At 72.3% G+C, this 24,980-nt stretch carries 16 protein-coding genes and 1 pseudogene; 4 read left to right on the forward strand and 13 right to left on the reverse strand.

Annotated elements, in window-relative coordinates:
* The 3 genes and pseudogenes from ABZ193_RS14185 to ABZ193_RS14195 form a co-directional block, all read right to left on the reverse strand.
* Window positions 1-272, reverse strand: a 272-nt coding sequence (locus tag ABZ193_RS14185) for a transposase (protein ID WP_354710114.1), incomplete at its 3' end; no start/stop codon positions are given.
* A gap of 85 nt (window positions 273-357) precedes the next feature.
* Window positions 358-956 (reverse strand): annotated as a pseudogene (locus ABZ193_RS14190) (IS5 family transposase); the annotation flags it as partial.
* Window positions 957-1,005: 49 nt separating this feature from the next.
* Window positions 1,006-2,031, reverse strand: coding sequence for a polysaccharide deacetylase family protein (locus ABZ193_RS14195; protein ID WP_237336103.1), 1,026 nt, complete (start codon window positions 2,029-2,031; stop codon window positions 1,006-1,008).
* A 173-nt stretch (window positions 2,032-2,204) separates the two neighbouring features.
* On the opposite strand from ABZ193_RS14195, the gene ABZ193_RS14200 reads away from it, so the two are divergent.
* The gene (locus ABZ193_RS14200) at window positions 2,205-3,734 is read left to right on the forward strand and encodes a putative glycoside hydrolase (protein WP_354710115.1); all 1,530 of its coding nucleotides are present in this window, start codon (window positions 2,205-2,207) and stop codon (window positions 3,732-3,734) included.
* Window positions 3,735-3,738: 4 nt separating this feature from the next.
* On the opposite strand, the gene ABZ193_RS14205 is transcribed toward ABZ193_RS14200, so the two are convergent.
* Window positions 3,739-4,728, reverse strand: coding sequence for a hypothetical protein (locus ABZ193_RS14205; RefSeq protein ID WP_354710116.1), 990 nt, complete (start codon window positions 4,726-4,728; stop codon window positions 3,739-3,741).
* Between the two features lie 175 nt (window positions 4,729-4,903).
* On the opposite strand from ABZ193_RS14205, the gene ABZ193_RS14210 reads away from it, so the two are divergent.
* Together ABZ193_RS14210 and ABZ193_RS14215 are read left to right on the forward strand one after the other, a co-directional pair.
* The gene (locus tag ABZ193_RS14210) at window positions 4,904-5,575 is read left to right on the forward strand and encodes an ANTAR domain-containing protein (protein WP_354710118.1); all 672 of its coding nucleotides are present in this window, start codon (window positions 4,904-4,906) and stop codon (window positions 5,573-5,575) included.
* 144 nt (window positions 5,576-5,719) lie between these two features.
* Window positions 5,720-6,046, forward strand: a complete 327-nt coding sequence (locus tag ABZ193_RS14215; RefSeq protein ID WP_020421512.1) for a hypothetical protein — start codon at window positions 5,720-5,722, stop codon at window positions 6,044-6,046.
* 644 nt (window positions 6,047-6,690) lie between these two features.
* On the opposite strand, the gene ABZ193_RS14220 is transcribed toward ABZ193_RS14215, so the two are convergent.
* The gene (locus ABZ193_RS14220; protein ID WP_354710119.1) at window positions 6,691-7,605 is read right to left on the reverse strand and encodes an NAD(P)-dependent oxidoreductase; all 915 of its coding nucleotides are present in this window, start codon (window positions 7,603-7,605) and stop codon (window positions 6,691-6,693) included.
* A 155-nt stretch (window positions 7,606-7,760) separates the two neighbouring features.
* On the opposite strand from ABZ193_RS14220, the gene ABZ193_RS14225 reads away from it, so the two are divergent.
* Window positions 7,761-8,471 (forward strand): alpha/beta hydrolase, encoded by a 711-nt coding sequence (locus ABZ193_RS14225; RefSeq protein ID WP_354710120.1) that lies wholly within the window; start codon window positions 7,761-7,763, stop codon window positions 8,469-8,471.
* Between the two features lie 814 nt (window positions 8,472-9,285).
* Here the strand turns inward: ABZ193_RS14225 and ABZ193_RS14230 are convergent.
* The 8 genes from ABZ193_RS14230 to ABZ193_RS14265 form a co-directional block, all read right to left on the reverse strand.
* A complete protein-coding gene (locus tag ABZ193_RS14230; protein ID WP_354710121.1) occupies window positions 9,286-10,500 on the reverse strand; it encodes a lipase family protein in 1,215 nt (404 codons plus the stop codon).
* 10 nt (window positions 10,501-10,510) lie between these two features.
* Window positions 10,511-11,509 carry an alpha/beta hydrolase family protein gene (locus tag ABZ193_RS14235; protein WP_354710122.1) on the reverse strand — a complete coding sequence of 333 codons (999 nt, stop codon included), beginning with the start codon at window positions 11,507-11,509 and terminating at the stop codon, window positions 10,511-10,513.
* Window positions 11,510-11,528: 19 nt separating this feature from the next.
* A complete protein-coding gene (locus ABZ193_RS14240; RefSeq protein WP_354710123.1) occupies window positions 11,529-13,121 on the reverse strand; it encodes an acyl-CoA carboxylase subunit beta in 1,593 nt (530 codons plus the stop codon).
* A complete protein-coding gene (locus ABZ193_RS14245) occupies window positions 13,118-19,255 on the reverse strand; it encodes a beta-ketoacyl synthase N-terminal-like domain-containing protein (protein ID WP_354710124.1) in 6,138 nt (2,045 codons plus the stop codon). The genes ABZ193_RS14240 and ABZ193_RS14245 overlap by 4 nt, the downstream gene beginning before the upstream one ends.
* Window positions 19,252-20,925: a fatty acyl-AMP ligase gene (locus ABZ193_RS14250; RefSeq protein ID WP_020419359.1), complete on the reverse strand. Its 1,674-nt coding sequence runs from the start codon at window positions 20,923-20,925 to the stop codon at window positions 19,252-19,254. Before ABZ193_RS14250 ends, ABZ193_RS14245 begins: the two co-directional genes overlap by 4 nt.
* Window positions 20,926-21,014: 89 nt before the next feature.
* Entirely contained in the window at window positions 21,015-22,436 is a 1,422-nt protein-coding gene (locus ABZ193_RS14255; RefSeq protein ID WP_020419360.1) for an MFS transporter, read from the reverse strand.
* Between the two features lie 6 nt (window positions 22,437-22,442).
* Window positions 22,443-23,375: a R2-like ligand-binding oxidase gene (locus ABZ193_RS14260; protein WP_020419361.1), complete on the reverse strand. Its 933-nt coding sequence runs from the start codon at window positions 23,373-23,375 to the stop codon at window positions 22,443-22,445.
* Window positions 23,376-24,950 (reverse strand): CocE/NonD family hydrolase, encoded by a 1,575-nt coding sequence (locus tag ABZ193_RS14265; RefSeq protein ID WP_354710125.1) that lies wholly within the window; start codon window positions 24,948-24,950, stop codon window positions 23,376-23,378.
* Between the last annotated feature and the right edge of the window lie 30 nt (window positions 24,951-24,980).

The following is a 24,980-nucleotide window of genomic DNA, read 5'->3' on the forward strand; positions in this document are numbered from 1 at the left end:
GCGAAGGCCTGGAGCCGCTGCAGCACCACATCCCAGATGCCTTCCCGGGCCAGCCGACGGTGCCAGGTCCAGATCGTCTGCCACGGCCCGAACACCGCCGGCACATCCCGCCACGCCAGCCCACAGCGGTACCGGTAGATGATTCCCTCCACCATCGCCCGCGCATCCGAAAACGGACGCCCCGGCCTACCGGTCCGCGCCGGCAACAAGTCCTCGATCAACGCCCACTGCTCATCCGAGAGCAACGCAAACCGCGACACAACCAGCAGCATCCCAGCCACCAACCGCGATCTTTCTCAGACACGCCCTAGTCGAACGCGGGTGGGCGGCCACCGGCCGCGCCCTCGGCGCGGCGATGCTGGACCTGGTCTTGTCGGCGATCACTCGGTCCGGGTGGGTGCGGGGCCGGCCCGGTCCGTCCCGGCCGACGTTGATCTGGTCCAGCAGCGGCAGCAGGTGCGGGTTGTCCCCGGCCTGCCCGGCGGTGAGGATGATCGACACGGGCAGGCCGTGCCCGTCCACGGCGAGGTGGATCTTGCTGGTCAGTCCGCCTCGGGAGCGGCCGAGGGCTTCCCCGTCGATGGCGAGGGCTTCGACCCATCCGGTGGCGCATCCCCCTTTTTGCGGGCCCCAGCCGAGTGCTGGTGGGCCCGCACGTTGCTGGAGTCCATGCTGATCATCCACTCCACGTTTCCGACCGAGTCGTCTTGACGACCACGTGGTCGAGGATGCGTTCCCAGGTGCCGTCCGCGGTCCCGGTTCGCAGCCGCTCGTGGGCGGTCTTCCAGCCCGTAGCGTTCGGGCAGGTCCCGCCACGGCGCCCCGGTCCACAGCTTCCATAGGATCGGGTTGATCACCTGTCGGTGATCGCGCCAGTACCGGCCCCGGCCCGCGACCGGCGGTAGCAGGGGTTCGATCCGGGCCCAGGCCTTGGCGGTCAGTTCACCACGACCCACCCCCGGTCCTGATCAACTATCGCAGGTCACAGCCCCTACAGGACACCCTCTAGTACGGGTTCACCTTGTCCCGGAACTTGGCGGCCACCTCGTCGGTGTCGGACTTCGGGTAGGAGATCCGCGCCGGGTCGCCGTCCGAGGTGTACCGGCTTTCCGCGTTCTGCGCGAGCTTGTCCAGCCACACCGCCGAACCGTATTCAGCCTCCTCGCCCGTCGCGCCCTGCGAGCGGATGCGCGGGATGTTCAGCGGGTCGAAATCGGCGGTGAACGGGGACGCGGACGGGTTCGAGCCGACCAGGAACGCGCCCTGGTAGCGGTAACCGTTGCCCTGCAAGGCGAGTTCCTTCGGCCGCGGGTGGATGCCGAACGGCAGCGCGATCGTCGTCGGGTTCGCCTGCGGTGCCGCGCGCCGGATCAGCGCGTCCAGCTCGCCGATCTCGGCCTGCGCGGTCTCCTCGTCGGCCTCGCGCAGGTTCGCGTGCGTCTTGGTGTGGTTGCCGACGTCGAAACCGTTGGCCAGCAACCACGGGATGGTCCGGGCGCCACCGGGGTCGCCGAATGCCTCCGCGTTGACGTAGAACGTGGCCACCGGCCGGAACTGCGGGTGGCTGCGGGCGAAGTCGAGCATGATCGCCACCGCCGTGCCGGGCACCGGGTTGCCGTCCGGGCCGAGGGCGAACTGGCTGGGGTCGCCGTCGTCGAAGGTCAGCACCACCGGGTGCTTGCCGGCCGGGATGTCGATGCGGCCCGCGGTGAAGTCGGCCGCCGACACGGGCACGTAGCCCTCGCGGTCCAGCCGTTCCAGCTCCGCCCGGAAGTCCTCCGGCGTGCGGTCGTAGACCGACTCGGTCTCCGGCACGATCCGGTGGTACATGAGCACCGGCACCCGCCCCAGCTCGTTCGCGCGCACCGACGCCGGTTCGGCCGGGACCGCCGGGGCGGAGGACCGCAGCGGCGCGAACGCGGCCCACTCCTGACCGTCGTCGCGCTGCTCGTGCGGCCGGCCTTCGACGACCGTGGTGCACGCCGTGAGCAGGAACAGGACCGCTACGAGGGAAGCCAGCTTGGGTGTCACGCCTTCCAACGTGCGCCCTGCGTAGCACGAAGGCAACGGGGTGTAACCCGAAGGGATGGATTCCCGAATGACCCGGTTGATCCGGGGAATGTGCCCGCTGCTCGGCACAACCGGCGCGGGAGGGTTACATGGGCAGGCACCGGACGCGGTCCCAGAACTCGATTCTGGTCCTCGTGGCCATCATCGCCACGATGGCCATCGCCGTCACACCGGCGGTGGTGCAATCGCTCCCGTTCGGGCTGGCCATCCAGGGCCTCGGTGACGACGTCACCACCAACGCGGAGTCGCTGCGTGACATCCGGGTGCTGGCGGCACGCGACAGCGACCTCGACCGGGTCGCGGTCACCCTCGACGACCAGCCGCTGACCACGAAACGTGACGGCGGCCGGCTGGTCCTGCCGCCGCTGAAGATCGGCGACGGCGAGCACACGCTGGCCGCCCGGCTGCCGAACGAGGTCCCCGGGCTGCCGGACGCTGTGGTGACTCGCACGTTCACCGTCGACAACACCGCCCCGGAGCTGACCTTCCAGCCCATCGAGATCAGCGACCCGCGGAAGCCGGTGACGCTGCGCGGCACGGCGAAGGGCGCGGAAAAGGTCACGGTCCAGGGCGAAGAGGTGAAGGTCAACGAGTTCGGCAACTTCACCGCGACCATCCCGACTCCCCCGGCGAAGATCGAGATCGGCGCGCAGGACGCGGCGGGCAACCGGGCGGCCGGGCGCGTCCCGGTGCGGGCGCGGCACCCCGGGATGCGCGGGGTGCACATGACCGCGGTGGCGTGGACCGCCCCGGCGCTGCGGGAACCGGTGCTGCAGATGGCGCGGGACGGGCTCATCGACACGGTCCAGCTCGACATCAAGGACGAGAGCGGCGAGGTCGGGTACAACTCGCAGGTCCCGCTGGCGAAGGAGATCGGCGCCGCGAAGAACTACTACGACCTGCGCGGGGTCGTCGAGCAGCTGCACAAGGAGGGCATCCGCGTCGTCGGCAGGCTGGTCGCGTTCCGCGACCCGATCCTGGCCAGGGCGTCGTGGGAGTCCGGCAAGCGCGACCGGGTCGTGCAGAGCGCCGACGGGCAGCCGTGGGCCAGCGGGTACGGCGAGTACGCGTTCACCAACTTCGCCAACCGCGAGGTGCGGGAGTACAACATCGCGCTCGCGACGGAAGCCGCGCGGGCCGGGTTCGACGACATCCTCTACGACTACGTGCGGCGGCCGGAAGGCCCGATCGAGCAGCTGCGGTTCCCCGGCCTGGAAGGCACGCCGGAGGAGGGGATCGTGGACTTCCTCACGGAGAGCCGCAACGCGGTCCGGGCCGAGGGCGCGTACCTGGGCGCGTCGGTGTTCGGGATCGCGGTGAACCGGCCGACGCAGATCGGGCAGGACATCACCGCCATGGCGCGCAAGGTGGACTACATCGCGCCGATGATCTACCCGTCACACTGGGGTCCCGGCGAGTACGGGGTCTCCGACCCGGAGTCGCAGCCGCTGGAGATCACCCAGCGCTCACTGGCGGCGTTCGCCGAAAAGGCCGCCGGGACGCAGACCGTGATCATCCCGTGGATCCAGGCGTTCAGCATGTCCGTCCACTACGGGCGGGACCAGATCCGGGCGCAGCTGGACGGCGCGCGTGCCAACGGGATGGACTCGTTCCTGCTGTGGAACGCCTCCTGCAAGTACAACGCGGCCGACCTGGCGCCCTGACCGGTCACCCGCGCAGGGGTTCGACCTCGTCCGGCACGGTGTAGTGGTACCGGTCGCCCACCCTGACCTCCAGGTGCAGGCTGCCGTCCTCATCGGACAGTACCGCGTGGACGGTGCCGGTGCGGCCGTCGCGGAGGCGTACCCGGCTGCCGGCGGCCACCGCGATTCCGGCGACCACCACCTCGTCGGTTTCGGGCGACACCCCGCCGGGGTCCCACCACACGTCCTCCGGGAGCCCGCGGCGCACGTACTGGATGCGCTCCTCGCTCTCCGGCACGACGACCGGGTGGTCGTACAGGGTGACCGGCGCGGCCAGCACTGCGGCGTCGTTGTCGCCGAGCAGGACCGGCCACAGCCGGTGGCTTTCGCACTGCTCGGCGGCCGCCCGCGCCCACGGCGGCGGTTCGGTCAGCGACACGAACCGGCCCGCGTTCACCGCGAGCACCAGGTGCGCGGCCAGCATCGCGTGCCGGAGCGCGACTTCCCGCGGCGAGTCCGGCTCGTACCACTCGGTGTTGTTGACGACGTCGGCCCGCAACCGGATCCCGCCGTGGGGGCCGCCCAGCACCTGGGCGCTCAGCCGCAGCTCGCCGGTGACCGTCCAGCTCCGGCGGACGAGCCTGCTCGCCGGGCCGAGGACCTCGGTCCGCTCGGCGCCGCCGACGACGAACGGGACGCAGGTGCGCTGGGCGGTCAGCTCGGCGACCGGGAGCACGGCGTCGACCTCGCGCTCGACCGCCTCGTCCCAGCTGACGTGCTCGGCGCCGTCCTGGCGCACGACGCGCTCCTGCCCCTGGAGGAACCGCAGCCGCACGTGCAGCACGGCGTGGGAGCGGGGTTCCAGCAGGCACTCCACGCGGCAGTCGGCGAAGTCACCGGCCTGCGGTGACGCGAACGCCGGCGGCATCAGCACCCCGAACCGCCAGTCCTGCGTCCGCGGGCGGTACAGGACGGCGTCGCCGATCGCCCTGGCGGTGTCGAACGCGGTGGTCATGCGACACGGTAAAACTGTAATGCACGTCACACAAGCACTATCGCCCGCGATGGGGGCGTAAACGCTGGTCAAGAACGAGCGGGAGCCGATCGGGCACGGATCGTGGTTCACCCGATCAGCCCAGTTCGCGGCAAGCCGGACGCGGGTACGGCTCACGGACACGGGAGGGCGGCCCATGCGCACCGAACTGATCGACGCCCTGCTCGAACTGCTGGCGCGCGAATCCGAGGGCTTCGACGTGCACCGGTTCGCGCAGGACCTCGCCGAGCGCGCCACCGTCCTCGTGCCCGCGCGCGACGCCGGGGTGCTGGTGTCGTTCCCGGCCGAGCCGGTGGAAATCGCCGCCGGCACCGGGGCCGCGCGTGATCTGGTGCGCCTCCAGCTCGAACTCGGCGAGGGGCCTGCCCCGGAATGCCTCCACAGTGGATCATCGGGCGACGGTCCGTGGCCGCGGTTTTCCCCGGCCTGCAAGGAAGCCGGTTACTCCTCGGTACGCACGTTGCCGATCGACGCCGACGGCGAGGTCTTCGGCGCGCTGTGCCTGTTCGACGTCGGCGGAAATACCCACCCCGCTGGGTCGCGCCTGGCGCACGCGGCCGCGCTTCGCCTGGCCCACCAACGGGATCTGCACCAGCTCGGCGTGCGGTTGCGGCACCTGCAGACTGCGCTGGACAGCCGGGTCGTGATCGAGCAGGCCAAGGGCATGCTGGCGGAACGGCACAAGATCGGTGTGGACACGGCGTTCGAGGGCCTGCGGCGGTACGCGCGCGACCACAACCAGCGGGTCGCGGACCTCGCGCGGGCCATCGTCGACGGTCGCGACCCGGTGCGCTCGAACGATTTCTGAGGGACGAAGGGTCGTGTTCCGGACAATCGCCGGTTAGCATCGGGTTCCGCCGTCGCCAGGAGGCAGGCAGACGGCGGACGAGGAATCCGCTCCGGACCCCGGCGGTACCCGCTGTTGGAATTGACAATGCGAGGGGAGCACCGGATGACGACGACGTCCCACGACCACGAACTCCAAGCGGACGCATTCCCGGTCGGCGAACGGCTGATGTACCTCGACCGCGACGACGACGGGCCGGACAAGGTGACCGTGCGCGTGGGTGTCGTGTCCGGGGAGTGCCGGGCAGGCGAGGACGGCCTGCGCGTGCCGATGACCGACGAAGACGGCGCGCAGCGGTGGGTGGCCGCCTCGGACGTGCTGGGCAACGGCTCGAGATCGGGCAACCGGCACGAGACCGACCGGCCGGCGCGGTGGCGGCACCACCTGTCGCCCAGCGGGCGGCACCACCGGCACGACGAACCGGAGCCGTGAGGCGGGCCGGCCGCCCGGGGCGGTGATGCCTGGCGCCCCGGGGCGGTGATGCCTGGCGCCGCGGGCGGTGATGCCTGACGCCGCGGGCGGCGTGCCTGGCGCCGCGGGCGGCGTGCCTGGCGCCCCAGGGGGGCGATGCCTGGCGCCCCGGGGCGGTGATGCCTGGCGCCCCCGGGGCGTGAGGGCTGGCGCCCCGGGGCGTGGGGCCGGGCGCCCGGGGCGGCGTGCCTGGCGCCCGGGGCGGGCGTCCGGGGCGCGAGGGCCGGCGCCCGGGGCGGGCGTCCGTTCGGCCTCACCCGAGGAGGGGGTTTTGGCGGCGGTGATTTTTCGGCGCGCTCACCAGGACGGCGCGGCCCGGTCGGCATGAAGTTCGCTCAGACCGGGGCTCGCCGGCCTGTGAACCCCTTCTTGTGGGCGTCAAGGCAGGGGCGCCGCAGCCGTCGCGAGCGAGCCATCCCGCGCACTCGGCTACCGCGGCATGCAGTCGCGGAGTCCAAGCCGCGCTCCTCCCCTCGAAGGGCACCCTGCCCTCAGCGGGACAGCGCCGCAGCCGTCGCGAGCGAGCCCTCCCGCGCACTCGGCTACCGCGGCATCCAATCGCCCAGTCCAAGCCGCGTCCCTCCCCTCGGAAGGGCACCCTGCCCTCAGCGAGACAGCGCCGCAGCCATCGCGAGCCAGCCCTCCCGCGCGCTCGGGTATCGCGGCGCCCAACCGGTCGCCGTGCGGAAGCGGGCGTTGCTCACCCTCAGTGAGCGAGTCAGCGAGGTCAGCCGCTCGCCGAGGAGCAGCGCCGCCCGGCCCGGGCCGCGTACCCACAGCCGTGCTCCGGCGGCGCGTGCCAGTGCCTCGGTGAACGCGCGCTTCGTCAGCGGCTCGTCGTCCACGACGTTGTACGTGCCGGACGGCGCCGCCAGCGCCTCGACCACCGCGGAGGCCGCGTCGGCCAGGTGGATCGGCGAGAGGTAGCCCTCCGGCGGACCCAGCATCATGCCGATGTGCCGCCGTGCCGCGGCCAGCATCTCCTCGGCGTGTGCCGCGCCGGGGCCGTAGAACCAGCCGAACCGCAGCACGACGCCGGCGCCCCCGGCCGCGGTGAAGCGGCTCGCGTTGGCTTCGGCCGCGTAGTTGCCGCGGGTCATCGGGAAGTGGTCGACCGGGGAGTCCTCGTCGACCCACTCGGCGCCCCGGTCCCGGTACAACATGCTGACCGACTCCTGCACGAGCCGCCCGACGCCGGCGTCCAGCGCCGCGTCCACGACCGTCGCCGAGCCGCGCGTCCGGATCCGCTCGTTGGCCCGCCACGCCCCCGGCACCAGGAACCTGGACGTCGGCGGGATCGCGGTGGCCAGGTTGATCACGGCGTCCTGCCCGGCCATCGCCTCCGCCAGTGCCGCGCGGTCGAACAGGTCCGCCCGCACGGGCGTCGCGCCCTGCCGTTCGAGCACGGCGTCCTTTTCTGCACTCCGGGACAACGCAGTGACCTCGTGACCCGATCGGACCAACGCGGGAACAGTGTGCCCACCGATCGCGCCGGTGCCTCCGGTGACGAACACCTTCATGAGGCCACCTTGGCACACGGGCTCTGGAAAAACCGGAAAACCGTGTTGATCACAGGCGAGCGGATGGGTAACGTCGCGGCGTTCGTGACGGCCTGAGGAGGTGAGACCCATTTTCGCGGTATCCGGTTGGGTTCTCCTCCCGAAAGGCATCACTCATGCGCTTCATCTCGGAGACGGCTGCTGACGGCGTCTCGGAACGTTCGTTCTCGCTCGGCGACGTCACCGGTGTGTTCTGGTCACCGGTCGGCGCCGTCGCCGGTCCGCTGGTGCTCCTGGCACACGGCGGCGGGCAGCACAAGAAGGCCCCGGGCATGGTGGCACGAGCCCACCACTTCGTGCGGGCCTGCGGTTTGTCGGTCGTGGCCATTGACGCGCCGGGGCACGGTCACCGGCCACGCACCGAGCAGGACGAGCGGATCCGCGCGCTGATCCAGCAGCGGATGGCGGCGGGCGAGCCGGTTCTCGACGAGATCGCGCGGGACAACGTCTCGCGGGCGACGCAGGCTGTGCCCGAGTGGCAGCGGGTGCTGGACGCGCTGCCGGGGGTCGGGCCGGTCGGGTTCTGGGGTGTGTCGATGGGCAGTGCGACCGGAATCCCGTTGGCCGCCGCGGACCGGCGGATAGCCGCGGCGGTGTTCGGGCTCGCCGGAGATCTGCTGGTGGAGGCCGCGCGGCGGGTGCGGATCCCGATCGAGTTCCTGCTCCAGTGGGACGACGAACTCATCCCGCGCGAGGCGGGCCTGGCGCTGTTCGACGCGTTCGCATCGGAGGAGAAGAGCCTGCACGCCAACCCCGGCCGGCACGCCGACGTGCCGCGCTTCGAACTGGAGAGCGCGGGACGGTTCTTCGAGCGGCACCTGCGCTGAGATGCCCGGCGGTTGCGCTGAGATGCCCGGTGGTTGCGCCTGAGATGTCCGGCGGTGGCGCGGGTGGACACTTCGTGCTGGCGCGAGTGGGCCAGTCGCGCTGCGATGAATGGACCATTCATGCGCAGCCGAGGGGCGGGACGGGGAATCTCAACCCGAGGTGGGTCGCCTGGGCCGCGTGAATGGACCAGTCATGTGGGATGAATGGACCGTTCATCGGCGGCACCGGCAGCGAGGTGCGTGCGGACTGGGCGGCGGAGCCTGCGGCGGGGCGCCAGGCTGCGGCGGGGCGCCCGGGCCGCGCGAGTGGGCCAGTCGCGAAGCGATGAATGGACCGTTCACGCGCCGCCGAGGGCTGGGACGGGGAATCGCATCCCGGGGTGGGTCATCTGGGCCGCGTGAATGGACCACTCGCGAAGTGATGAATGGACCGTTCATCGGCGCGACACGGGCCGGGAGGTGAGTGAAGTCCGCGCGGCAGAGCCCGGCGCGGGGCGACCGGGCCGAGCGAGTGGGCCGGGCGACCGGGCCGGGCGAGTAGGCCGGGAATGGGCCGGGCGAGTGGGCTGGGCGTAGGCCGGGCGACCAGGCCGAGCGAGTAGGCCGAGCGAGTGGGCCGGGCGAGTGGGCCAGTCGTATCCGCATGAATGGGCCCTTCATCGGCGGCACTGGGCGGCAAACGAGTGTGAGGGTTGGGCGGTCCGGTGGGAAGCCGGGCCGCCCAACCCTCACGTTTGGCGGGGCAAACCTGTGGAGTCAAAGCCAAGGACCGCCAGCAGCAGCCTCCTCGAAGCTAAGAGACCGCCAGCCGCCGTCAGCAGTTTGTCGGGGCCTCCTTGCCGGCGAACCGGTCCACGATCCACCGGTGGGCGTCGGCGTTGCCGGCGAAGATGCCGCTCAAGTGGTCGGACACGTAGGTGTTCCACTGCTCCGTCACGCCCGCCGCGCAATAGTGCTTGTGCAGCGCGTCCGCCTGGGGCGTGTTCACGATCTCGTCCGTCGCGGCGTGGTACTGGAACACCGGGACCCGCGGCGGCGCCGCCCCGAGCTTGTTCTCCGCCAGGCGCGCCTGCCACGCCGGGGTGTCCAGCGGGTTCGACGTCGTGTAGTCGGAGATCTTCTTGAACGCGTAGTTGGTCAGCAGCTCCACCACGCACGCGTTCTGCTTGGCCTCGGCGATCTGCTGCCGTCCCGTGTCGTTGAGGTAGGAGTCCAGATCGAGCTCCGGGTAAGCGGTGTCCAGGCCGACCGCGGCGAACGCCAGGAAGCCGAAGCCCAGGTAGCCGTCCAGGCCCTTCGCGACCTCGGTCAGGTCCGCGGGCACCCCGCCGGCCACCGCACCGACCAGATTCATCTCCGGCGCGTACACCGGCTGCTTCTCCGCCGCCCACAGCGCGCCCCCGCCGCCCTGCGAGTAGCCCTGGAAGATCACCTTGGCGTCGTCGGACAGCCCGGCCTGCGAAAGCCGCTGCGCCGCACGCACCGAGTCGATCACCGCGGGGCCCATGGACTGCCCGGTGATGTAGGTCGGCACCGTGTTCGGCGAGTAGCCCTCGTAGTCGGTGACCGCGACCGCGTAGCCGCTGGCCAGCGAGTCGTTGATGGCGGGCTGGTCGTAGAGCGTGCCGCGCTCGATGGCCTTCGACGGGGTGCACTTGAACGCCGGGCCCTGCGTGCCGACGGCGAACCCGACGATCGGCGCCTTCGCCGGGTCCACGCCCTTCGGCACCAGCACCGTGCCGGTCACCGCGTTGCGCGCGCCCAGCGCGTTCGTCGACAGGTACATGACCTCCCAGGCGTCCGCGTTCGCCGCGTTCATCAGCGGCACCGTGGGCCGCCAGCGGATCACGTCACCGGCGTTGCCCGCCGGGAGCGGCGACGGCGGGGTGTAGAACGAATCGTCGAACGGGCCCGGCAGAACTGGAGCCGCCACCGCGGACGGCGCCGACATGGCCACCGCGCCGCCCGCGAGCAGCACGAAACCCACCAGCGCGGCCAGCAGCCGTCGGCGGAAATTGCGGTTCTTCACATTTTCTCCTTCACAGACCAAGAGCCGGAGCGAGCACCGGCCACGAGTTGTGCAGTGCCCGTTCCCAGTACGGCCAGCTGTGGGTGCCTGCGCCGTAGTAGTCCACAGTGGCCGGAACGCCCATTCGCTTCAGCTTGTCGGTGAAGCTCTTGGACGTGAGCAGCGCCGCCGGTTCCAGCGGATCGGACTGCCCCGGCGGATCCAGCGGGCCGGTCCGGCCGTCGCCGCACGAGATGTAGAGCGCGGTGCCGCGCAGGTCGTCGATGTGGTCGTACGGGTTGCGGGACCACCAGATCGGCCAGCTCGCCTTCTCGTCGCCCCACAGGTCGAAGAAGTTGTAGTGCCCGGCGCGGATCAGGATGCCCTGGATCACCTCGGGCGTGCCGGGGAACAACGTGTTGGGGATCCCGCTGTAGGAGGCGGCCGCGCCGAACATCCCCTTGTGCAGGAACGCGTACGCGAGCGCGCCGTAGCCGCCGATGGACACCCCGGCCACCGCGCGTTTCGTGCCGCCGCGGTAGCCGCGCTCGACGATCTGGCGGACCTCCTCGGTGTGGAACCGGTCCCAGTCCGGTGTGGACTTCAGCCCGAAGTTCCACCACTTCGTGTACATGCCTGCCTCGCCGTCGGAGGGCATGACGACGATCGCGTCCTTGTCCGCGGTGAACGCCTTCACGTCGGTGAACCGGTCCCAGGACTGGTAGTCCGCCGGTTCGCAGCACCCGTGCAGCAGCCACAGCGTCGGCCAGGTCCGGGCGGGTTCGGCGCGCCACTTCACCGGCACGATCAGCCGCACCATGCCGGTCTCGCCCAGCGCGGGCGAGTCGATCTCCAGGTCGACCGTGCGGTCGTCGATCCAGGTCTCCTTGACCACTTTCGCTCCATCGTCGGCGCTGACCGTGGCGGCCGACACCGGCGCGGCCAGGGCGGCACCGGTGATCACGGCGACGACGGGTAACACCAGCAAGGCCCAGCGGCGACGGCGGCGCCCGGCCCGGTCGGTTCTCATCGGTTCTCCTCGGGTGGTTTCACAGCGGGATGTTGCCGTGCTTCTTCGCCGGCAGCGTCTGCCGTTTCGTGCGGAGCGTGCGCAGCGCGCGAGCCACCTGGAGCCGGGTCTGGGACGGCGGCACGACCATGTCGACATATCCGCGCTCCGCGGCCAGGTACGGGCTCGCGTGGTGCTTGCGGTACTCCTCGGTCAGCCGCCGGACAGCCGCCACCCGGTCCTCTGTGGACAGCCGAGCGAGCTCGTGCCGGTGCAGCACCTCGACCGCCCCCTCGGCGCCCATCACCGCGATCTCCGCGGTGGGCCAGGCCAGGTTGACGTCCGCCCCGAGGTGCTTGGAACCCATCACCGCGTACCCGCCGCCGTAGGCCTTGCGGGTCACCACGGTCACCTTCGGCACGGTCGCCTCGGAGTAGGCGTAGATCAGCTTCGCGCCGCGCCGGATGATGCCCTGCCGTTCCTGCTCGGTGCCGGGCAGGTAGCCGGGCACGTCGGCCAGGGTGACGATCGGGATGCCGAACGCGTCGCAGAACCGCACGAACCGGGCGGCCTTCTCGGAGGCGTCGATGTCGATCACCCCCGCCTGCCGGAGCGGCTGGTTCGCCACTATCCCGACCGAGCGGCCCTCGACGCGGCCGAACGCGCAGATCATGTTGGGCGCGAACGCTCCGTGGATCTCGGTGAACTCGCCGTCGTCGACCAGGCGCCGGATCACCTCGGTCATGTCGTAGGCCTGGTTGAGCGAGTCCGGGACGATCCGGTCCAGTTCGAGGTCCGCCGGGGTGATCTCGCGGGACGTTTCATCCGCGTACTCCGGCGCGGCGTCCAGGTTGTTCAGCGGCAGGTAGCCGAGCAGGGTCTGCACCCAGTCGATCGCGTCCCGCTCGTCGGTCGCGCGGTGGTGGGCGTTGCCGGAGATCTCGCTGTTGACCGCGGCGCCGCCGAGCTGCTGGGCGGTGACCCGCTCGCCGGTCACGGCGTGCACGACGTCCGGCCCGGTGACGAACATGTGCGAGGTGTCCTCGACCATCACGGTGAAGTCGGTGATCGCGGGCGAGTACACTGCGCCGCCCGCGCACGGGCCCATGATCATGGAGATCTGCGGGATCACCCCGGACGCGTGCGCGTTGCGTCGCCCCAGCTCGGCGTAGTAGGCCAGCGACACCACGCCTTCCTGGATGCGCGCGCCGCCGGAGTCGTTGATGCCGATGACCGGGCAGCCGATCGACATCGCCAGGTCCATCACCTTGAGGACCTTCTCGCCGAAGACCTCCCCCATGCTGCCGCCGAACACGCTGAAGTCCTGGGAGAACAGGCACACCGGACGACCGTCCACAGTGGCGTGGCCGGTGACCACGCCGTCGCCGTAGGGGCGGTTGCCGTCCATGCCGAACTCGGTGCAGCGGTGCCGCGCGAACTGGTCCAGCTCGACGAACGACCCGTCGTCGACGAGCAGGTCGATGCGCTCGCGGGCGGTCAGCTTGCCCTTCGCGTGCTGCCGGTCGATCGCGCGCTTCTCGGCGATGCGCACCGCCTCGTCCTGACGGGCGGCCAGGTCGGCGATCCGGTAGGCGGTCGTCGGGGCGAACGGGACGTCCACTGCGGTCCTCACTTCCGTGTGATCCGGTCGCCGAGCGCGGCCGCGATGACGGACACGTGCGGCGGGTCGATCATCGAGACGTGGTCGCCGGGCACCCGCACGATCTCCAGGTCCGGGCAGAACTCGTCCCAGCCCAGCGCCTCGTCGGCACGCAGGTAGCGCGGGTCGAGCGCGGTGGTCAGCGGATGCGGCTCCCGCGCGCGGAACAGCACCACCCGGCCGGCGTAGTTGCCCGGCGCGTACCGCTCCGCGACCCGGGCGTCCACATAGGACGTGTACTGGTGGTGCAGCACGCCCTCGCCCAGCCCGGGCACCTTCTCCGCCAGCTGCCGCATGACGAGCCCGATCTGCTCGCCCTCGCCGAGCCGGGCCAGCTCGTCGCGCGGGATGTCCAGCGCGACGCCGTAGGTCTGCTCGATGTGCGTGGCGAACCGGCCGAACCGGTCCAGCAGCAGGTCCTCGGCCGGCGCGTCGGCAGGCAGCGGGAGGATGGTGTCGATCAGGAACACCAGCTCCACCGGCTCGTCCAGCTGCCGCGCGCACTCGTAGGCGAGGCAGCCGCCGAACGACCACCCGCCGAGCCGGTACGGCCCGCGCGGCTGGATCTCGCGGATCATCTCCAGGTAGCGGGCCGCCTTCGCCTCGACGGTGTCCAGGTCGTCCAGCCGCTCGAACCCGTACACCGGGAACTCGCCAGGCAGGTCACGCACCAGTCGCGTGTAGACACTCGCCGGCCCGCCTGCCGGGTGGAACAGGAACACCGGGGCCCCGGTGCCCGCACGCAGGCAGCGCACCGGCCCGGAGCCCTCGATCCGGTCGCGCAGCAGGTCGGCCATCGCGGCGATCGTCGGCCGGTCGAACAGGTTCGCGGGCAGGTCCGGCAGTTCGGCCGACATCGCCGCGCGCAGCTCGGCCGGATCGCCGGGGAAGTCCTCGTGCACCCCGGAGAAGCGGCCGAGCACCTCGTGCCAGTGCCGGGCGACCCAGCGCTCGGCCGGATCGCGCGGTCCGACGACGACCGCGGTGACCGCAGTGGTACCGGCGACGAACCCGGCCTGCTCCGCGAGGTGCGCCGCCAGCTCGGCGAGGCTCGCGCCGCGCAGCAGCATCGGCACCGGCAGCGGGAGGCCGAAGTCCCGCTCGACAGCGCCGCGCGCCCGCATCGCGAGCAGCGAGTCCAGGCCGAGCTGGGTGAGCGGCACGTGCCGGTCGACCTGTTCCGGCGCGAAGCCCATCAGTCCGGCGACCAGCGACGTCAGGTGGTCGGCGATGGCCGCGTGCGCGGTCGCCGGTTCCAGCGCCGCCATGCCCGGCCACGCCGACGCCGCCGTGCGCCGCGGCACGAGCAGGTCGAAGAACGGCCGGTCGGCGAGGCGCGGGAACAATTCGAGCACAGCGTCCGCGTCGAGCCGGGCCACGCCGGTGGCCGCCCGGTCGCGGGCCAGGACGGCCTCCAGCGCTTCCAGCGCCTCGGCGGTGCCGAGCGGTTCGAGCACCGGGTTCGTCGTGCCGACCACGGCGCCCGCCTCGCCCCACGCGCCCCAGTTGATCGTCGCGGCGGGCAGGCCGTGGGCGCGGCGCCACTCCACGAGCGCGTCGGCGTAGGCGTTGGCCATCGCGTAGGCGGTCTGGCCGGGCGAGCCGAACAACGCGGCCGCCGAGGAGTAGACCAGCCACCAGTCCAGGTCGTGGCCGAGCGTGGCCTCGTGCAGGCGCCACGCGCCGGTCGCCTTCGGCCGCCACGCCGTCGCCAGCTGCTCCGGGGTCAGCGACACCGCCGCGCCGTCGGCGAGCACCCCGGCCGCGTGCAGGACACCACGCAGCGGCATCCCACCGCTGGTCGCGGCCTCGACGAGCCGCTCCGCTACCCCGGGTTCGGCGATGTCCCCCGCCACCACGACCGCACCGGGCACGTCGACCGCACGCACGCTCCGGGACGACAGGACGATCCGCGTCGCACCGCGATCGGCCAGCCAGCGGGCCGCGACCAAACCGAGCCCGCCCAACCCGCCGGTGATCACGTAGGCGCCGTCGCGCACCGCCTGCCGCCCGGCCGCCCCGAGCCGGGGCCGGGTCAGCTCCCGCGTGTGCCGGACGCCGCGGCGCCAGGCGATCTCGTCGTCCGGGCCGTCCGCGCGCAGCTCGGCGGGCAGCTGGTCCAGCGACTCCGGGTCGACGTCGACCAGGCTCGCGTGCAGCTCGGGGTGCTCGAACGCGAGGACCCGCACCAGCGCCCGCAGGCACGCCAGGTCCGGGCGGCCCGCCTCGCCGGGGTCGACCGCGGCCGCCGAACCGGTCACCAGCCACAGCCGGGCCGGCGATTCGGCGAGCTCGGCAACGAGCCGCGTGACCTCGTGCACGAGCTCCGGGCCGTCCGCCTCCGGCGCGAACCACACCACGCCGTCCGGCCGGGTCGCCAGCGCGGCACGCAGGGCCCGCGGGTCGTCCGGCGGGACCACGACCACGCGGTCGTCGCCGAACCGCAGGCCGGGCTCCCCGCGGTGCACGAGCACCCAGGTCCGGTCCTCCTCCGCCGCACCGGGCAGGCCGGTCCGCGTCCAGGACGCCTCGAACAGCTTGCCGGACAACGGAACCGGCAGCGCGGACCGGCGGAACCGGCGGGCGTGCACGTCGCGGAACTCGGCCAGCACCGCGCCGTCGGCGGCGACAAGCTGCACCGTGCCACGCAGGTCGTCGCCGGAGAGCGAGTCCACGACGGCGTCGACGCGCACGCCGGACCGCGGGTCGCCGGCGACCGTGACCGCGCCGATCGACATCGGCAGGAACAGCCCGTCGGCTTCGCGCAGCGCCGGTCCGGTCGCGGCGGCCAGGGCGTGCAGGCAGGCGTCGGCCAGCGCGGGGTGCAGGACGTGCCCGGCCGGCTTCGGCATGTCGATGACTGCCGACGCGCGTCCCGCCACCGCGGTCACGTCGCGCAGCAGCCGGAACGCCGGGCCGTAGCTCATGCCCATCGCGTCCAGCGCGGCGTAGAGGTCGACCGGGTCGCCGTCGACCGGGCCGAGCGGCTCCAGCGGCACCTCCTCGCCGACGCGGGCGGTCGCGTGGCAGACCCAGTCGCCCGGTTTGGTGTGCACGCTGATCACGTCGTCCACCAGCGAAGTCGTGACCTCCTGCTCGGGGCCAAGCGGCAGGATCTGGCGCAGCTCGACGTCGGTGACGCGTGGTCCGGCCGCGGACAGCGCCAGCTCGACGAACCCGGTCGCCGGGAAGATCGGCGTGCCGAAGGCCGCGTGGTCGGCGAGCCACGGATGCCGGTCCGTGCCGATCTCCCCGCGCCACACGCGCTGGTTGCTGCCCGGCACCTCGGCGTGCGTGCCCAGCAGCGGGTGGCCTGCCGCCCGCGCCCGCCGGTGAGCCCAGAACCGCTCGTGCCGCCACACCGCGCCGGGCAGATCGACCGGCGGCTGCTTCGGCTCCCGGGTGGTCAACACGCCGGGGTGGCCGAGCACGTGCAGGCGGGCGAGGCTGGTCAAGAACGCGAGCTGCTCGTCGGTCTTGCGGTTCGCGGTCGGCAGCCCGGTCGCCCCGGCCTGCTCGATCGCCGCGAGGGCCACCGGGTGCGGGGCGATCTCGACGAATGTGCCGTGGCCGTCCTCGACCGCCGCCGCCAGTGCCTGCGCGAACCGCACCGGGCGGCGCAGGTTGGCCGCCCAGTAGTCCACGTCGAACAGCGGCTTGTCGCGCGGATCGTCGAGCACGCTGGTGTAGCAGGGCACCTCCGGGCTGCCCGGCTCGATCGCGAGCCCGGCGCGGAAGCGGTCCAGGATCGCGTCGACCGCGGGCGAGTGCCCGGCCCCGCTCACCGGCAGCAGCTTCGCGAACCGGCCCTGACCCTCCACATGCGACACCAGCGCGCTGACCGCTTCGGCGTCACCGGTGACCGTGCACTGCGACGCCGACGCGTACACCGCCACCTCGACCCCGGCGAACTCGGCGATCTCCGCGGCCGACGCCTCGACCACGGCCATCGCGCCCGTGCCCGCCGAGTCGATCTCGCCGAGCAGCCGCGCCCGCGTCGTCATCACGCGCAGGCCGTCGGTGACGTCCAGCGCCCCGGCGACGACGGCGGCGGCGACCTCGCCCATGGACTGCCCGAGCACCGCCGCGGGAGTCACGCCGTGCGCCCGCCACAGCCGGGCGAGGGCGACCTGCATCCCGAACAACGCCAGCTGCGTCGCGGCGAGGTCCGGCGGCTCGCCCGCCAGCACCTCCCGCAGCGAAAACCCGGCCTCGGCGCGGAACACCGGGTCCAGCCGGTCCACCTCCGCGGCGAACGCGGGCTCGGTCTCGAGCAGCCGCCGTCCCATGCCGGTCCACTGCGAGCCGTAGCCGGAGAACACGAAGACGACCCCGTCGAGGCTTCCCTGCCCCGGCTGCACGTCCCGCAGCGCGGCAGCCAGCTCCTCCCGGGTGGAGGCGACGACGGCGGCGCGCACCGGCAGGTTGTCGCGGCGATGGGCCAGCGTCGAGGCCACCGCGCTCAACGGCACGTCGGACGATTCGACCCAGCGGGCCAGCTCGGCAGCCCGGTCCCGCAGCCCGTCGGCCGACCGGCGGGACACCGCGAACACGTGCGGCCCGGCGTCGTCCGCGAACCGCGGGTTCGCCGGCCACTCCTCCAGCACGACGTGCGCGTTGGTGCCACCGAACCCGAACGCAGACACACCCGCCCTGGCCACGCCGGAGTACCGCGGCCACGGCGCCGGCTCGGTGACCACCCGCAGGCCGTCGAAGTCGATGTGCGGGTTCGGCTCGCGGTAGTGCAGGCTCGGCGGCACCCGCCGCCGGGACAACGCGAGCACGGTCTTGATGAGGCCGGTGATGCCGGCCGCGCCCTCCAGGTGGCCGAGGTTGCTCTTCACCGAGCCGAGGAGCAGCGGCCGGTCCGCCCCGCGGCCGAGCACGCGCTTGAGCGCCCCGGCTTCGATCGGGTCGCCGAGCAGCGTCCCGGTGCCGTGCGCCTCGACGTAGTCCACAACGGACGGATCCAGCCCGGCCGCGGCATAGGCGTCCCGCAGCAGCGCCGCCTGCGCCTCCGGGTTGGGCGCGGTGATGCCGTTGGAGCGGCCGTCGGAGTTGACCGCGCTGCCGCGGATCACCGCCAGCACCCGGTCGCCGTCGCGGCGCGCCGCACGCAGGGGCTTCAGCACGACGACCCCGCAGCCTTCGCCGCGGGCGATCCCGTCGGCATGCGCGTCGAACGGCTTGCACCGGCCGTCCGCGGCGAGCACCCCGGCCTCGGTGAAGTTCGCGGTGATCCCCGGGGTGAGCAGCAGGTTCACGCCGCCGACCAGCGCGGTGCCGATCTCGCCGCGCTGCAGGCTCTGCACCGCCTGGTGGACCGCGACCAGCGACGACGAGCACGCGGTGTCGATCGTGAGGCTCGGGCCACGCAGGTCGAGCAGGTAGGACAGCCGGTTCGCGGCGATGCTCGCGGCGGCGCCGGTGCCGGACCACGCGTCGATCGCGGACACGTCGGTCATCGTCAGGTAGCCGTACTCGGCGGCCGACAGCCCAACGAACACGCCGGTACGCGTGCCGCGCAGCGAGGACGGCGGGATGCCCGCGTGCTCCAGCGCCTCCCAGGCGACTTCGAGCAGCAGCCGTTGCTGCGGGTCCATCGCCTCGGCCTCACGCGGGGTGATGCCGAAGAAGGCGGCGTCGAAACCCAGCGCGTCGTCGAGGAAGCCGCCCCGGCGCGGCAGCGCGGCCAGCTCGGCGGCGTCGGCGAAGGACTCCCAGCGGCCCTCGGGCAGGTCGCCGATCCCGTCGCCGCCGGACTCGAGGAACCGCCAGAACCCGCCGGGCGAGGTGATGCCGCCGGGCAGACGGCACCCGATCCCGACGACGGCGACCGGCTCGCCCGGCTCCGGGGTCCACTGCGCCGCCGCCTCACGCTCCACGTCGGACAGTGCGGCGACGAGGTCGTTGATCGTCGGGTGCTCCCAGACCAGGGTCGCGGGCAGCGACCGGCCGAGGAACCGGCCCAGGTCGCCGGTCAACGTCATCGCGTCGCGGGAGGACAATCCGGTTTCCTGCAACGGCTTCGCCGGGTCGACCTCGGCGGCGGGAACGCCCAGCGCGGCCGCCACCCGGTCCACCAGCCACGCACGCAGGCCCGTCATGCGAGCCGCCGCGCGTCGAGCGAGCCGTCGAGGTAGCGCTGCCGAGTCAGCGCCCGGCTGATCTTTCCGCTCGACGTTCTCGGCACCTCGCCGGGTTCGGTGAACACGACGTCCCGCAGCCGCAGGCCGTGCACCGCGGACACCTCGGACCGCAGCCAGGCCGCCACTTCGCCGAAGTCCGCTTCGGTGTCGCGGGCCCGTTCCAGCACGACCACCGGCGCCTCGCCGTCCTCGACCGGCACCGAGAAGGCGGCGGCGGAGTGCGGCCGCACCACCGGGTGGGCCTCGACGGTCTGCTCGACGTCCTGCGGGTAGTGGTTGCGGCCGTCGACGATGATCAGGTCCTTCATCCGGCCGGTCATGAACAGCTCGCCCTCGAACAGGACCCCGAGGTCGCCGGTCGCCAGCCAGTCGCCGTCCTCGCCGGGCACCTGCCGGCCGAAGGTGGCGTCCGGCCGGTCCCAGTAGCCCAGGCCGACGTTCGGGCCGCTGACCCAGATCTCGCCGACCGTGCCGTCAGGGACCGGGCGCCCGTCCGGGTCGACGATCCGGATCCGCTGGTCCACCGGCCGCCCGCAGGACACCAGGGTCGTGGTGGCGCCGCCGGAGGCGGGTGTCGCGGTGCCGGCCGCGAGGCGGTCCCGGTCGAAGGTGACCTGCCGCGACGGCGATCCGGCGTCGGTCACCGACACCAGCACCGTCGCCTCCGCCAGGCCGTAGGACGCGCGGTGCACCTCGGGCCGCAGCCCGCACTCGGCGAACGCGTCCTGGAACTTCGCGATCGTCGACGGCAGAACCGGTTCGCTGCCGTTGATCAGCGACACCACCCGGCTCAGCTCCAGGTAGCTCTTCTCCCGCTCGGACACCCGGGACGCGCTGTAGGCGTAGGCGAAGTTCGGCGCGGCGCTGATCGCGCCCGGGCTCGCCGACAACGCGCGCAGCCACCGCTCCGGCCGCTCCAGGAACGCCAGTGGGTCCATCAGCACCGAGGTCAGGCCGCCGACCACGGGCGCGCCGGCGCCGAGGATCAGGCCCATGTCGTGGAACAGCGGCAGCCAGCTCACCGTCGACGTGGCGCCGCGCCGCGCGCCGTAGGCCCGCAACGCCTGCCGCGCGTTGGTGACCACGTTGCGGTGCGACAGCATGACGCCCGCCGGGCTGCGCGTCGAACCCGAGGTGTACTGCAGGTAGGCGAGGTCGTCCGGGTCCGGCGCCGGCCACTCCCGCCTGCCCGGCTCGGCCGGAACCGCGTCCACCACCAGGATTTCCGGTCCGGTCACCAGTCCCTTGACGTCGTCGCGCTCGTCGTCGGTGGTCAGCACGAGCGCGGGCGAGCAGTCGTCGAGCACCGCGGTGAGCCGGTCGCCGTGCCCGGGCAGGGACGGCGCGAACAACGGGACGGCGACCAGGCCGGCGCGGATCGCCGCGAGGAACGCCACCACGTAGTCGGCGGACTGGTTCACCAGCACGGCCGCGCGGTCGCCCGGCAGGGCCAGCTCGCGGGCGCGCTCCGCCACCGCGCTCACGCGGTCGTCGAGTTCGCGCCAGGTCAGGGAAATCGCGTTGCCGTCCGCGCTGGTGCGGTAGTCCAGGAACGTCACGGCGATCTCGTCGCCCTGCACGCGGGCCCAGTGTCCGAGCATGGTCGCGAACGAAGAGTTCTCAGTCATCGAGTCCCTCGGGGAATTCCGTGCCCGAAAAATCCGTGCGCCGGAGGTTATTTTCGGGCTGAATGGGGTGTCAATCGATCGTGTCCGGCTTACTCACCGCGGGACGAGGATCCGGCCGACTCCGTTGTCACGACAGGCAGAACTTTGCGGGCGGGCGCGCGGAACACCCACAGGGCGAGCACCGCACCGGCTATTTCCAAAGCCGCCGCGACGATGAGCCCGGCGGTGTAACCGGTGGCGAGCGCGGGCCCGCCCAGCGCGCCCTCGTCCAACCGGGCGGCGCGTACGGCCGTGAGCACCGCGCCGATCAGCGCGACGCCCATGGCGCTGGACAGCTCACGGGACGCCGTCAGCAGTCCCGATGCGGTGCCCGCGTGCCGTTCGTCGATGATTTCCAGGGAGTACGAGGTCAACGGCGTGGTCAGGGCCGAGCCGGCGCCGATCAGGAGCAGGCCGGGTATCCGCGGCGGCACCTCGGGGATGTGGTTGATGACGGCCACGGCGAGCAGACCGAGCGCCACCACCAGCAGCCCGGCACAGACCGTCCGATGTGGACCGAGCCGCGCCATGATCCGCGGCACCGCCGGGGTCACCGCCATGATGGCGACCGCGACCAGCACCAGCGGCAGGCCCGCGCCCACCGGGCTCAGGCCCAGCGAGTCCTGGTGCAGCAACGGGGTGAAGAAGAAGATCCCGGACACCCCGAGTCCCCACAGCAGTTGCACGGCCAGCGCGCCGGTGAACACCCGTTCCCGCACCAGATCGCGCGGCACGAGCGGCTCCCGCGCGCGGCGTTCCCGCACCGTGAACCAGGCGATCAGGGCCAGCCCGCCCAGCAGCGGCGCCGCCTCCGACAGCCGGGCGTCGTCGCCGAGTCCGACCATCGCGGCCGCGACCAGCACGAGCCCGGCCGTCACCAGCACCATCGCACCGAGCGCGGGCCGCCGTGCGTCCCGCACCCGTCCGGTGCCCGCGGTCGCCGGCAGCAACACGAGCATGACCAGCACGAACGGCACGTTGCTGAAGAAGATCCAGCTCCAGCCGAGGTACTCGGACAGCAGCCCGCCCAGCGTCGGGCCGAGCGCGAGCGCCACCGCGAGGCACGCCGTCCAGAGCGTCGCGCCGATGGCCCGCTGCCTGCTGTCCAGGTTGGTGCGCAGCAGACTGAGCAGGGCGGGCACCAGGAATGCGGCGGCCAGGCCCTGCACCACGCGTGCCGCGATCAGCAGCGCACCGGTGGTCGCGAAGCCGCCGGCCACCGCCCCGAGCCCGAACGCGACGAGCCCGCCGCCCAGCGTGCCCCGCTGCCCCCACCGGTCCACCAGCGTCCCGGCGACCAGCAGCAGGCCCGCGAACGGCAGCATGTAGCCGATGCTGACCCACTGCAGCGTCGCGAGGTCCAGCGAGAGGTCGTGCCCGATCGAGGGCACCCCGGCGGCGACGATCGTGTTGTCCAGTGTCGTCACGAACGCGCCGAGCGCGACGACCAGCAGCGTGCGGCCCGGGTTCACGGCCGCTCACCGCGCCGCGTCTTCGTCGTGGAAGTCCTCTTCCAGCTGCTCCGGGCTGTAGTCCAGGTCGATCTGCGCGACCGGCATCCCGCGTGCCGACTCGATCGCTTTGAGGCGGCGCATCGCGTGGTCGGCGGCGTACTCCATGACACCGTCCAGCCGCAGGTCGAACGGGTCGCCGTCGAGCTTCTTCGTGGTCCACTCGATCTGCGCGATGGCGTGCGGCAGCAGCGCCTGCATCTCGTCCTGCACGACCTGCCAGTTCGCGTCGTCAGCCGCGACGTGGCGGCGGCAGGTGAACGTGCCCCACGCCATGTGCCGCCGTTCGTCGTCGCCGATGCGGCGGATCAGCTCCTGCATCCCGGGCAGGATTCCGTGCGCGCGGCAGGCCCGGTTCCACACGAAGTACCCGGTCAGCGCGAGCACGCCCTCGACGACGTGGTTGTAGACCACCGAGGCGCGGATCTGGTTCGCCGAGCTGGGATCGTGCTTGAGCCGCTCCAGTGCCGTGGGCAGGGCGTCGTAGAAGATGGCCCGGTAGCCAGGGTTGTCCTCGACGTGCTCGTGCAGGTTCCCGGTGACTCCGACGGCGTCCAGCCACAACCGGAAGACCTGGGTGTGCTTGGCCTCCTCGAAGCAGAACTGGGTCAGGTACATCTCGTCGGCGAACCGGCCTTCCGCGGCCATCGCGGACAGGAACGGCTGGATGTCGTGCGTGACGGCCTCCTCGCCGCCGGCGAACTGCGCGCACAGCATCGTCGCGGCGAACCGCTGCGCATCCGACAGCGCCGCCCAGTCCCGCGCGTCCTGGCCGAAGTCGATGTCGGCCGGGTTCCAGAACTTCGCGTTGCCCTTGGCGAACAGGCGCAACGGCAGGACATCCCAGTTGAGGCCGCCGGCGCGCAGCGCGGTGAACTCCTCGCGGATGGTGGTGGTCACTCAAGCCCTCCCGGGTTGCACAGGTACGTCGAGCCAGGCCGGATCGGCGGTGGTGGAGGCGAAACCAAGCCGCCCGCCGCCGGAGTTCCAGTCCAGGAACAGCGGGTCCTTGGAGTCGATGACGAGCGCGAGGTGGTGCCCCGCGGCGACGGTGTAGGCGGTGGGGGTGAACACGAAGTCGGCAGGCAGCGGCTGCCCCGGCGTCGCGGTCTTCCAGCTGTAGGGCAGGTAGCTGATCAGGCTGCCCATGCCGAACGGGTCGACGTCGTAGACGTAGGCGACAGCGGTGCCGGTCGCGGCGGGCGGAATCACGGTCAGGTGTGCGTGCATCGAGCCGCGGATCTCGACCGGTTCGCGCGTGAGCGCCTGGCTCCACACCGCGCCGCTGCCCGGGTCGACCTGGGGCAGGAAGATGTTCGGCGGGTTGCCGGTCATCGCCTCCAGGCTGTAGGTCGCCAGCGGCACGCCGCCGTCGGCGACGGTGTCGCGGTTCGCCGTCACGCTGCGGCTCCACGCGGCGGGCTGGTCCTGCAAGGTGTCCGCGCCGAGGTAGGCGCGCTCCGGCTCGCCCAGCATCTCGTCCCAATTGGAGTGGTACGCCGGTTGCTGCATGCCGGGGCGGGCGCGGGTGACGACCGGCGGTTCGCCTGCGATCGAGGTGTCGGTGCCCGCCACGTGGGCGTCGAACCAGCGGTAGACCGAGGTCCACGTGTCGCTGGGCAGTCCGAGCAGGCCGCCGGACTCGGTGGCCGCATGGTCGCCGGGCACGAACTCGGCGCGCTTCGGCCCGGTCAGGCGCTGGAAGAACTCGGCCATCTGGCCCGGCGGGAACATCGTCTCGCTCCACGTCTGGATGGCCAGCACCGCAGGCCGGTTCGCGTTGATGCGGTCCAGGTACGTCGCCGGCGAGCGGGGCCGGGACCACTCGATCACGGCCGCCGAGTCGGCGTCGGAGATGCGTGGTTCCAGGTAAGTCCGCAGCATGGCGTCGGTTTCCGCGCTGAGCGTGCCGTTGGCCTTGCCCGACAGGTAGAGCACCAGGCCGGCGAGGCCGTGCCGGGTGTCGTTCGTGCTCAGCGAGGCGACCAGGTCGGCCCACCCGCTCAGCGAGGCCACGGCCCGGATCCGCGGGTCGAAACCGGAGGCGATCAACGCGATCCCGGCGCCGTAGGAGACGCCGCCGACGCCGATGCGGGACGGATCCGCGTCGGTGTTGCGCAGCGCCCAGTCGATCACCGTAGTGACGTCGCTGATGTCCTCCGTCCCGGCGACCTCGACCTCACCGGTCGACTCGCCGAAACCCCGTGCGCCGTAGGAAACCACTACGTAGCCGCGGTTCGCCAGGTCCCGTGCCGGAATGATGTTCTGCGTCCGGCCGCCGCCCCACGCTCCGATGAGGACGGCCAGCGGGTGCGGCCCCGGGGTCGACGGCTCCAGCACCATCGAACCGAGCGCGACCCCGTCGGCCGCGTGGATGTCCAGGAACTGCGTGCCGAAACCCCCGGCCGCGGTGGACACTCCCGGGAGGACGGTCCCCAGCAACGCGAGAACGACGGCGGTCACGCGGTGTTTCATCGGGCCGACGCTAACGATCAAACCCTTGGC

The organism is Amycolatopsis sp. NPDC006125 (assembly GCF_040614195.1).
Classification (GTDB): Bacteria; Actinomycetota; Actinomycetes; order Mycobacteriales; family Pseudonocardiaceae; genus Amycolatopsis_E; species Amycolatopsis_E tucumanensis.

What these genes read in the sequence shown, in the direction of transcription:
- ABZ193_RS14265 (WP_354710125.1), bottom strand. Translation starts at nt 24,950, where the DNA reads ATGAAACACCGCGTGACCGCCGTCGTTCTCGCGTTGCTGGGGACCGTC.
- ABZ193_RS14220 (WP_354710119.1), bottom strand. Translation starts at nt 7,605, where the DNA reads ATGAAGGTGTTCGTCACCGGAGGCACCGGCGCGATCGGTGGGCACACT.
- ABZ193_RS14215 (WP_020421512.1), top strand. Translation starts at nt 5,720, where the DNA reads ATGACGACGACGTCCCACGACCACGAACTCCAAGCGGACGCATTCCCG.
- ABZ193_RS14225 (WP_354710120.1), top strand. Translation starts at nt 7,761, where the DNA reads ATGCGCTTCATCTCGGAGACGGCTGCTGACGGCGTCTCGGAACGTTCG.
- ABZ193_RS14250 (WP_020419359.1), bottom strand. Translation starts at nt 20,925, where the DNA reads ATGACTGAGAACTCTTCGTTCGCGACCATGCTCGGACACTGGGCCCGC.
- ABZ193_RS14245 (WP_354710124.1), bottom strand. Translation starts at nt 19,255, where the DNA reads ATGACGGGCCTGCGTGCGTGGCTGGTGGACCGGGTGGCGGCCGCGCTG.
- ABZ193_RS14235 (WP_354710122.1), bottom strand. Translation starts at nt 11,509, where the DNA reads ATGAGAACCGACCGGGCCGGGCGCCGCCGTCGCCGCTGGGCCTTGCTG.
- ABZ193_RS14205 (WP_354710116.1), bottom strand. Translation starts at nt 4,728, where the DNA reads ATGACCACCGCGTTCGACACCGCCAGGGCGATCGGCGACGCCGTCCTG.
- ABZ193_RS14210 (WP_354710118.1), top strand. Translation starts at nt 4,904, where the DNA reads ATGCGCACCGAACTGATCGACGCCCTGCTCGAACTGCTGGCGCGCGAA.